This is a genomic window from Roseofilum sp. Guam, from assembly GCF_017746735.1.
Classification (GTDB): domain Bacteria; phylum Cyanobacteriota; class Cyanobacteriia; order Cyanobacteriales; family Desertifilaceae; genus Roseofilum; species Roseofilum reptotaenium.
The window spans coordinates 1-9,494 of record NZ_JAGHZN010000092.1; the positions used below are offsets into that span (position 1 = coordinate 1).

A 9,494-nucleotide genomic window follows, 5' to 3' on the forward strand; every position below is an offset into this window, starting at 1 on the left:
CATGGATGTCCCCGGCAGACCAACCCCATGAGTTCTTTACCTTCCCTGAAGAGGTTCTTCCTCGCGGTAATGCTCTGTAATTACCAATTCTGAGAATTCACCCAAATGTTAGGGTGGGCAGTACCTGCTCACCCTAATTTTTTGCTCTCTCCGTATCTCCGTGTCTCTGCATCCCCGTATTCCCCCCACTCTCCACTCCTTTACTCCCCGATTCTGGAACTCTGTGCTAAGGTGATTCACAGGTGCAAGGCACTTAGAGCTAGATGCTCTCTTACTCGTTTACGAGTGTAATGTTGCAATGTTTAGGAGGTGATGCCTATGTCAGATAGTAGTAAATGCATGGGTCTTCAGGTTGGAGTATGCCGGCTGTGGGCCGGGGCTGTTCTCTAAACGCTAGTCTTACGTTAGAAAACCTATCGTCAGAATGACTAGCTGGGGTTCCTCCCGGCAGTCAGGTTTCAAACTGAAGACCCGCTACACCGCTCTCACTCTCAAACGTTCAAAATTGGATTGCTCTTAAGAGCTGAAGAAATTGGACATTCACCAGTGAGAGCGGATAGTCATGAAGCAAAAGGGAAAATCAAAGGAATGACTAAACTGACTCAAGCCGAAATACAGGAAAAAGCCAAAATCCTATCTGGATGGGAATGGGTGGGAGAGAGCCTACAGTGCCAGCGCAGGTTCAAAGACTTTGTTGAGGCGATCGCCTTTATCAATAAAATAGTTGAACCGGCTGAAAGCGCCAATCATCATCCTGACCTCTCCATCTCCTACAATCGAGTCAGCATTACCTTGACAACCCACGATGCAGGTGGTTTAACAGAAAAGGATTTTGCTTTGGCACAAGTGATCTCCCAAATAGAATAAGGTAAACTAAAATAAGCTTCTAAAGTTAAAAGCTTAAAGGTGTGAGGAGCAAGTAAAATGTCGAAATTTCTGTGGAAGACCCTGTTGGTAAGTCCAGCAGTCCTGACTACGTTGATCTCTGGTTCTCTGGTTCATGCGGCTGAGAGTACTAGTAACCCGCCCGTGGTTAACCATCAATCTCTAGATATAAATATTAATGATTCTTTCTCCATTGGAGTTCCCGAATCCTTGGATCTTGAGGTTCAACCCTCTTTGATGGCTCAAGAGCGGTCTACTCTAGATCAAGTAATTGAATACAGCAGCGACAGAGAAGAAGTCGAAGAAGAAGTCGAACAAGTTACCTCCGTTTCTCAACTGCGGGATGTACGCCCCACTGACTGGGCTTTCCAAGCTCTACAATCCTTAGTCGAGCGCTATGGCTGTATTGCCGGCTATCCAAATGGAACCTATCGGGGGAACCGAGCTATCACTCGGTATGAGTTTGCTGCGGGTTTAAACGCTTGCTTAGACCGAATTAATGAACTGATTGCGGCAGCTACGGCCAATGCTGTTACCCGTGAAGATTTAGCAGTTCTACAACGGCTCCAAGAAGAATTTGCCGCAGAATTGGCAACTCTTCGTGGTCGTGTGGATGCCCTAGAAGCACGCACCACAGAGCTAGAAGCTAACCAATTCTCCACGACTACCAAACTGGTTGGTGAAGCCATTTTTGCCGTTACTAATGCCTGGAATGCAGACCGTAGTATCCGGCATTCTCGGTTCAATGTGGGCCGTCGTAGAGCATTCTTAGGTGTTTCTAATAGTTTTGATCCCAACTTAAGTGGAGGGACAGAGAGCTTTGCAAGTGATAACGAGACCGCTCTAATGGGTCGTGTGCGGATGAACCTGAACACCAGTTTCACTGGGAAAGACCTGTTATTGACTCGTCTGCAAGCTGGTTCTTCCGATCGCTTTAACTTCCAACAAGAATCCGGTCAAGGACTGCAAACCTTCCAAGTTAACCGGGAAGCTAACGATCAACTCTATGTAGACAAACTTCAATACTACTGGAGCTACAACAATCGGACTAATGTCGTTATTTCTGCCATTGGTGGAACCTTTGATGACTTTGTACCTACCCTAAACCCCTACTTTGAAGATTACGATGGGGGTAGCGGCTCTCTCAATACGTTCTCGCAACGGAATCCTCTATACCGGATTGGGGGTGGTGCAGGGATTGGTCTAGATATCAACTTGGGTGACTTTAAATTCCTGAATTTAGGTGCGGTGAACCTGAGTTGGGGATATTTGGCGGAAAACGGACAAAACCCCAGAAATGGTAATGGTCTCTTTAATGGAGACTATGGGATGTTAGCTCAGTTGACCTTTACCCCTTCTAATAGCCTCTCCTTTGCCTTTACCTATGCCAATGGCTATCACGACCAATACAGCCCAATCTTTGACAATGGATATGGGTTTGACTTGGTGAGTACCCCTCAAACAAGGCTGTTAACGGATTTAGGACGGACGACAACTAATTCCTATGGGGGAGCTATTTCTTGGCGGCTGAGTCCGAAGTTTGTGGCGAATGCGTTCGTTGGCTATACTGATGCCCAATTGTTAACTCAAGGACAACGGGGGAGCGGGGAAATCTGGACATATGGTCTAAACATGGCCTTCCCCGATCTATTCCGAGCTGGTAATGTTGGGGGACTCTCGGTTGGTGTGCCTCCCACTTTAACGGGGGTAAGCTTACAAGGTGGAGTAGATAATAGTACTCCCATCAATATTGAAAGCTTCTACAAAATCCGGATTTCCGATAACGTTTCCGTCACTCCAGGGGTAACGGTCTTAATCAGTCCTTTCCAAGATGCTTTGAATGAGGATACAGCAGTGATTGGGACCCTGAGAACGACCTTGTCGTTCTAAATTGAGACTTTCTAGCAGAGGTGCTAAGGTGTTCAGGTATTGCCCAAACCTTACACCCTGTTAGAACAAGAGGGCTGGAACAGGAAAATCAAGTTAAAATCGAAAGCACCTCGTCGAAATCCTGCCAAAAATCCAATCATGGTGCAAGATAGAGGACAAGACGGAGTTAGTAAAACCTAACATGAGTATCCTGACATTCCAGCGTTTAGGTGATAAAATCCCAGATGGGAAGTTGATGATTCTTTAAGGTGTGAGGAGAAACAGCAATGAAGTCAAAACTTCTATGGAAATCTATTAGTCTAACCCCAGCGCTGTTGGGCGCTGCTTTGTTGGTATCGGGTGGCTCGGCTCTAGCCCAGACCGCAGAAACCAGCAATATAGACCAAATCCAAGAGTATTCTAGAGGAACGCGCAGTAGCGGCTCAATTGGTCAAGTTACCTCGGTTTCCCAATTGCGTGATGTTCGTCCTACAGACTGGGCATTCCAAGCACTGCAATCTTTGGTGGAGCGCTATGGTTGTATTGCGGGTTATCCCAATGGAACCTATCGGGGTAACCGAGCTATGACTCGCTATGAGTTTGCGGCTGGGGTTAATGCCTGTTTAGACCGCATCAACGAGTTGATCGCTGCTGCTACTGCCAACTTGGTGACTCGCGAAGACCTGGCGGTACTGCAACGGTTGCAAGAAGAGTTTGCTGCTGAATTAGCGACCTTACGAGGACGGGTGGATAGTTTGGAAGCACGGGTGGACTTCTTGGAAGAACACCAATTCTCTACAACAACTAAATTGAATGGAGAAGCTGTCTTCGCCTTAATCAATGCTTGGGGAGACAACAAACCTTTGAGAGGATGGGGTCCCGATCGCCGTAGAATTCCTGGCTCAACAACAGCAGGGGGGCGGCGAGCTGATGTGGATGATAACATGACATTGTCCGGTCGTGTCCGTCTGAACTTCGACACCAGTTTCACGGGTGAAGATAGCTTGAGAACCCGACTTGAAGCAGGAAACGTTGAAGGGACTCGTCCTGCACTGGGAACAAGTACAGCTCGTTTAGCTTATGAAACGAATACTGCGGAACAAGTCAATGTCTCGATCTTAACCTACCGTTTCCCCTACGGTGGATACTTTGAGAGCGGCGCTCCTAGAGGGGTAATGCAGATTGGGGTGATTGGTCAAGCCCATGATGACTTGATTCCGACCTTCAGTTTGAATAGCTCTGGTAGTGGTGCTATATCTCGCTTTGCTGCTCTCAGCCCCATCTACTCAGGAGGAGATGCGGGAATCACTGGTCTGTACTACTTTACACCAAGTATCAGTCTCGGTTATTCCTACTTAGCCGACCAAGCTCAAGACCCAACAAGAGGAAATGGTCTATTCAATGGTAGCTTCAGTGCGATGGGTCAGTTGAGCTATGAAGGAGATCGGTTTGGTATTGGTTTCACCTATGCTCGCGATTACATCTCTGGTGCAGGTCGTAGTGCAACTGGCTTATCTGGGCCGCTTAATCGTGGGATTGGGGTGTTGGCTTCTGATCCCTTCCGGAAGTCTGGAGAGGCGATCGCCGCTGATTCCTTCGGTCTAGCAGCAGAGTGGCGAGTGAGCGATCGCTTTGTTCTCAATGCTTGGGGTCATTACATGAACGCCCAAGACTTAGACCGTCAAGGCCGCGATCGCTTAGACGATGCAGAGATCTGGAACTGGATCGTTGGATTCACCTTCCCCGATCTTGGTGCAGAAGGCAACTTAGGTGGACTCATGGTAGGTATGCCTCCCCATGTTACGAACGGAACAGGAGAAGCTCCTGACACCCCGATCCATCTAGAAGCTTTCTATCGCCTCCGTTTAACCGACAATATCTCCATTACCCCTGGTTTCCTTGCTGTGTTTAACCCAGAAGGAGATAGCCGGAACGATTCTGTTTACGTAGGAACCATTCGGACTACCTTCAAGTTCTAGAGTTCTCAGCTAATCTCTAGAAAACGATAGAAGGGGTGTACTCATAGTACACCCTTTTCTATTCTTTGAATTCATATCAAGCCTATTGATTTATTCAAGAATTCAGTTTTTGGAACCCGATCTATTCTGCGTTATTGAGTAAGGGGAGAGTCTACTATAGCGCTTCGCGCTAGTCAATAGCTTGTATGGCTGAGTTTCTAAGGCTTCAAGATGTACCTCATAGAAAAGAGAAATGCTATATGATCGCGAGAGGCTATTCTTCCCCAAGATATTTTTAATTTTAAATTTTTAATTGATATGAGTTATTCCCCTACCGCTTCGGAAGACTTGAATATTCCTAACGCTGATTATCAACAATTGGATATCAAGAAACTCACGCCCATGCTTCAGCATTATGTGCAGGTGAAGGAACAATACCCCCATGCCTTATTGCTCTACCGAGTAGGTGACTTTTTTGAATGCTTTTTTCAAGATGCAGTTACTCTTTCTGTGCAGTTAGAATTAGCGCTCACGAGTCGAGATGGGGGGAAAGAAATTGGCAGAGTGCCGATGACCGGGGTTCCTCATCATGCACTGGATCGTTATTGCCCTCAATTGGTAGAAAAAGGCTACCCGGTAGTAGTCTGCGATCAAACGGAAGATGCGGCAGTTGCAGCAGCCGAAAAACGGATGGTGACCAGAGAGATTACCAAAATTCTTACTCCTGGAACCCTGACAGATGAGTCGATGTTAAGTGCTCGTCAAAATAACTTTTTAGCAGCAGTAGTGCTAGTTAAAGACCATTGGGGATTAGCCTATGCGGATATTTCTACAGGTGAATTTTTCACTACTCAAGCGAGTCGCTTAGAGCATTTAAATCAGGAACTAATGCGGTTACAACCTTCGGAGATCCTCATGCCGACGGACGCACCGGATCTGGGGAAAATGTTACGCCCAGGGGAAAAGTCTGAGGAACTTCCGGAAGGGTTACCTGACTGTTTTTGCTATTCCTGGCGATCGCAGCTAGTCTTTAGTTTACAAGATGCAACTGAGCGCCTGCTGAGTAAGTTTAAGGTCAGATCTTTGGAGGGCATGGGATGCGATCGGATTCCATTAGGGGTTCGCGCTGCCGGTGGACTGCTCGAATATGTGGAGGAAACCCAAAAACAAAATGCTGTAACCCTGCAATTATTGCGGAGTTATTCGACCCAGGATTTCCTTATTTTAGACCATCAAAGCCGCCGTAACTTAGAAATTACGGAAACTGTCCGCGATCGCACGTTTAATGGCTCCTTACTCTATGCAATCGATCGCACATTAACGGCTATGGGAGGACGTGCCCTACGTCGGTGGATCTTGCAACCGTTGTTGAAGTTAAAAGGCATTGAAGCACGACAAGATACCATTGAAGAATTAGTAAAAGATACCGAACTAAGGAATTTGATTCGTCAAGTTTTACGCCAGATTTCCGATCTAGAACGGCTCACCGGGAAAGCGGGATCGGGAAGTGCAAATGCGAAGGATTTAGTCTCTTTAGCTGAATCTTTAGCCCAGTTACCTCCGTTAGCTCAGTTAGCCAGTAAGGGGCGATCTCCATTTCTGAAAGCGCTACAAACTGTACCGCCAGAACTAGAACAATTAGCTCATACGATCAAAGACTATTTAGTGGAAAATCCGCCTCAGCAGTTAAAGGAAGGGGGTTTGATTCAAGCAGGGGTGAATACTGACTTAGATAGGATGCGATCAGATGCAAAAGAAGATCAAGAATGGTTAGCTTCTTTAGAAACTCGCGAACGGGAAAGAAGCGGTATTTCTAATCTAAAAGTGGGATATAATAAAACCTTTGGATATTATATTAGTATTTCTCGATCTAAAGCCGATCAGGTTCCAGAAGGCTATACTCGCAAACAAACTTTAGTTAATGAAGAACGTTATATTACTGAAGAATTGAAAGAGCGAGAAGCCCGAATTCTGACTGCGCGAGAAGATTTAAACCAATTAGAATATGAACTATTCGTGCAATTGCGAACCGAAGTAGGGGAGCAAACCGAGTTAATTCGTACAGTTTCTCGTGCCGTTGCTGCCATTGATGGGTTATGTGGATTAGCAGAAGTGGCAGTTGTTGAAGGATACTGTCGTCCCACCTTAACTGAAGGACGAGAAATACTCATTCGGGAGGGACGACATCCAGTAGTTGAGCAAACTTTAGGACGGGCATTTTTTGTTCCAAACCACACAAATTTAGCTAAAAATAATAAAAAACTGTCTACAGATCTAGTTATTTTAACGGGGCCGAATGCCAGTGGTAAAAGCTGTTATCTTAGGCAAGTGGGCTTAATTCAACTGATGGCGCAAATTGGTAGTTTTGTGCCAGCAACATCTGCTACATTAGGGATTTCCGATCGTATCTTTACCCGTGTTGGTGCAGTGGATGATTTAGCTACCGGTCAATCTACGTTTATGGTAGAAATGAATGAAACCGCTAATATTCTCAATCATGGCACATCTCGCTCCTTAGTCTTATTAGATGAAATTGGTCGCGGAACGGCTACCTTTGACGGTCTATCGATTGCCTGGGCTGTAGCAGAATATTTAGCGACAGAAATCAGAGCAAGAACAATTTTTGCCACCCATTACCATGAACTGAATGAATTAGCCTCCATCTTAGACAATGTAGCTAATTACCAAGTCACCGTCAAAGAAATGCCCGATAAAATCATCTTTTTGCACCAAGTTCAACCGGGTGGTGCGGATAAATCCTATGGCATTGAAGCTGGAAGATTAGCGGGTTTACCCAAGATCGTGATTGAACGAGCCAAACAAGTGATGACTCAAATTGAACAACATAGTAAAATTGCCGTTGGCTTGCGCCAAGCTATTCCCATATCAGAAAAAGATGGAGAAGAGGGCGAGGATAGGGAAGAATAAACCTATACCTTAATTCATTACAGCCCTTTGCGATGTACATTGCAATAAGGACTTGATATAGCAGAGAAAGGGAGAGTAAGGACATTTTCTATTGCCTGTTGCCTATTGCCTTAAACCATCACCTAACTGTTCTAACCAACTCCTTTTCTGCCATATCACGAGATATTTTTGATTTTGGCGAAGCAATTGAAAAAGAGAGATGGATAAACCATCTCTCTTTTTCAGTTCCTACAAGCTTAGTTCAGCTTTGGAATATAGGGTTTTGATAACCTAAAAATTAATCCAGGTCGCCCATAGACAGAACTGGCTCATTTTCGCGGTCAATTCCTTTTTCAAAGCCAGCCGCAGCAGCACGAGCGCGACCTGCGTGCCAGAGGTGACCAATAAATAGGAAGAAGGCAAAAATGAAGTGAGAACCAGCCAACCAAGCACGGGGGTTAACATAGTTAAACCCATTAGGCTCAGTAATAATTCCACCTACGGAGTTGATAGAACCATTAGGTGCGTGAGTCATATACTCAGCAGCACGACGCAGTTGCCAAGGTTGGATATCATTTTTCAGTTTGTTGAGATCCAAACCGTTGGGGCCACGAAGAGGCTCTAACCAGGGGCCTTGGAAGTCCCAGAAGCGCATGGTTTCACCACCGAAGATGATTTCACCAGTGGGAGAGCGCATCAGGTATTTACCTAGACCGGTGGGGCCTTGTGCAGAACCGATGTTAGCTCCTAACTTTTGGTCACGAGCTAAGAATACAAAGGACTGAGCTTGAGAAGCTTCAGCATTAGTGGGGCCGTAGAATTCGCTGGGATAAGCTGTATTGTTAAACCAAACATAGGCAGCAGCCACAAAGCCCATCAGAGAAAGAGCAGCTAAACTGTAGGACAGATAAGCTTCACCCGACCAGATGAAGGCGCGACGGGCCCAACCAAAAGGCTTTGTAAGAATATGCCAAATACCACCGGAGATACAAATCAAGCCAATCCAGATATGACCACCGATGATATCTTCCATGTTATTCACCCCAATGATCCAGCCTTCTCCACCAAAGGGAGCATCGACGAGATAGCCGAAGATCACAGCCGGGTTGAGAGTCGGGTTACTAATGATACGAACTGCACCACCACCAGGGGCCCAGCTATCATAAACACCACCGAAGAACATAGCTTTGAAGACCAACAATAAAGCTCCTATTCCTAAGAGGATTAAGTGGTAGCCAATGATATTGGTCATTTGATTCTTATCTCTCCACTCGTAACCGAAGAAAGAAGAGTAATCTTCTAAGGTTTCGGGGCCACGAACGGCATGATAAATTCCACCTAGTCCTAAGACGGCAGAAGAGATCAGGTGGAGTACACCAACTACAAAGTAGGGGAAGGTGTCTACAATTTCCCCACCAGGGCCGACACCCCAACCGAGGGTAGCCAGGTGAGGGAGAAGAATAGCACCTTGTTCATACAAGGGTTTTTCAGGGATGAAGTGAGCCACTTCAAACAGGGTCATTGCGCCAGTCCAGAAGACAATGAGACCGGCGTGGGCAACATGAGCGCCCAGCAGTTTACCGGATAGGTTAATTAAACGGGCGTTACCAGCCCACCAAGCAAAACCGGTGGATTCTTGGTCACGACCGCCCATTACCATTGAAGGATTGAAAGTGCTTTGCACGCTAGTCGAACCTCTTGTTCTACTCTCTACGATCTAGGTCAAAAAAGGTGAATTGATTCAAGGGATGTGAGCCATTATCCCTGATTTGGGGATAATGACAACAAGTTTGTTCTACAGAGCATTACCGCGAGGAAGAACCTCTTCAGGGAAGGTAAAGAACTCATGGGGTTGGTCTGCCGGGGACATCCATG

Annotated in this window: 5 protein-coding genes; 4 read left to right on the plus strand and 1 reads right to left on the minus strand. The window is 46.1% G+C overall.

Annotation, left to right across the window (positions count from 1 at the left end; translation table 11 throughout):
* Nucleotides 1–588 precede the first annotated feature (588 nt).
* The 4 genes from J7529_RS23680 (at nt 589) to mutS (ending at nt 7,640) form a co-directional block, all read left to right on the plus strand.
* On the plus strand, nt 589–867 hold the full coding sequence (locus tag J7529_RS23680; protein ID WP_318731019.1) for a 4a-hydroxytetrahydrobiopterin dehydratase: 279 nt from the start codon (nt 589–591) through the stop codon (nt 865–867).
* A 57-nt stretch (nt 868–924) separates the two neighbouring features.
* The gene (locus J7529_RS23685) at nt 925–2,775 is read left to right on the plus strand and encodes an iron uptake porin (protein ID WP_318731020.1); all 1,851 of its coding nucleotides are present in this window, start codon (nt 925–927) and stop codon (nt 2,773–2,775) included.
* Between the two features lie 266 nt (nt 2,776–3,041).
* The gene (locus J7529_RS23690; protein ID WP_318731021.1) at nt 3,042–4,733 is read left to right on the plus strand and encodes an iron uptake porin; all 1,692 of its coding nucleotides are present in this window, start codon (nt 3,042–3,044) and stop codon (nt 4,731–4,733) included.
* 297 nt (nt 4,734–5,030) lie between these two features.
* Nucleotides 5,031–7,640, plus strand: coding sequence for a DNA mismatch repair protein MutS (gene mutS, locus J7529_RS23695; RefSeq protein WP_318731022.1), 2,610 nt, complete (start codon nt 5,031–5,033; stop codon nt 7,638–7,640).
* Between the two features lie 277 nt (nt 7,641–7,917).
* Here the strand turns inward: mutS and psbC are convergent, their stop codons facing one another.
* A complete protein-coding gene (gene psbC / locus J7529_RS23700; protein ID WP_413038720.1) occupies nt 7,918–9,279 on the minus strand; it encodes a photosystem II reaction center protein CP43 in 1,362 nt (453 codons plus the stop codon).
* Nucleotides 9,280–9,494 lie beyond the last annotated feature (215 nt).

Bases quoted from the DNA above. Each gene is read 5' to 3' on its own strand.
- J7529_RS23685 (WP_318731020.1), top strand. From the start codon at position 925: ATGTCGAAATTTCTGTGGAAGACCCTGTTGGTAAGTCCAGCAGTCCTG.
- J7529_RS23680 (WP_318731019.1), top strand. From the start codon at position 589: ATGACTAAACTGACTCAAGCCGAAATACAGGAAAAAGCCAAAATCCTA.
- J7529_RS23690 (WP_318731021.1), top strand. From the start codon at position 3,042: ATGAAGTCAAAACTTCTATGGAAATCTATTAGTCTAACCCCAGCGCTG.
- psbC (WP_413038720.1), bottom strand. From the start codon at position 9,279: ATGGTAATGGGCGGTCGTGACCAAGAATCCACCGGTTTTGCTTGGTGG.
- mutS (WP_318731022.1), top strand. From the start codon at position 5,031: ATGAGTTATTCCCCTACCGCTTCGGAAGACTTGAATATTCCTAACGCT.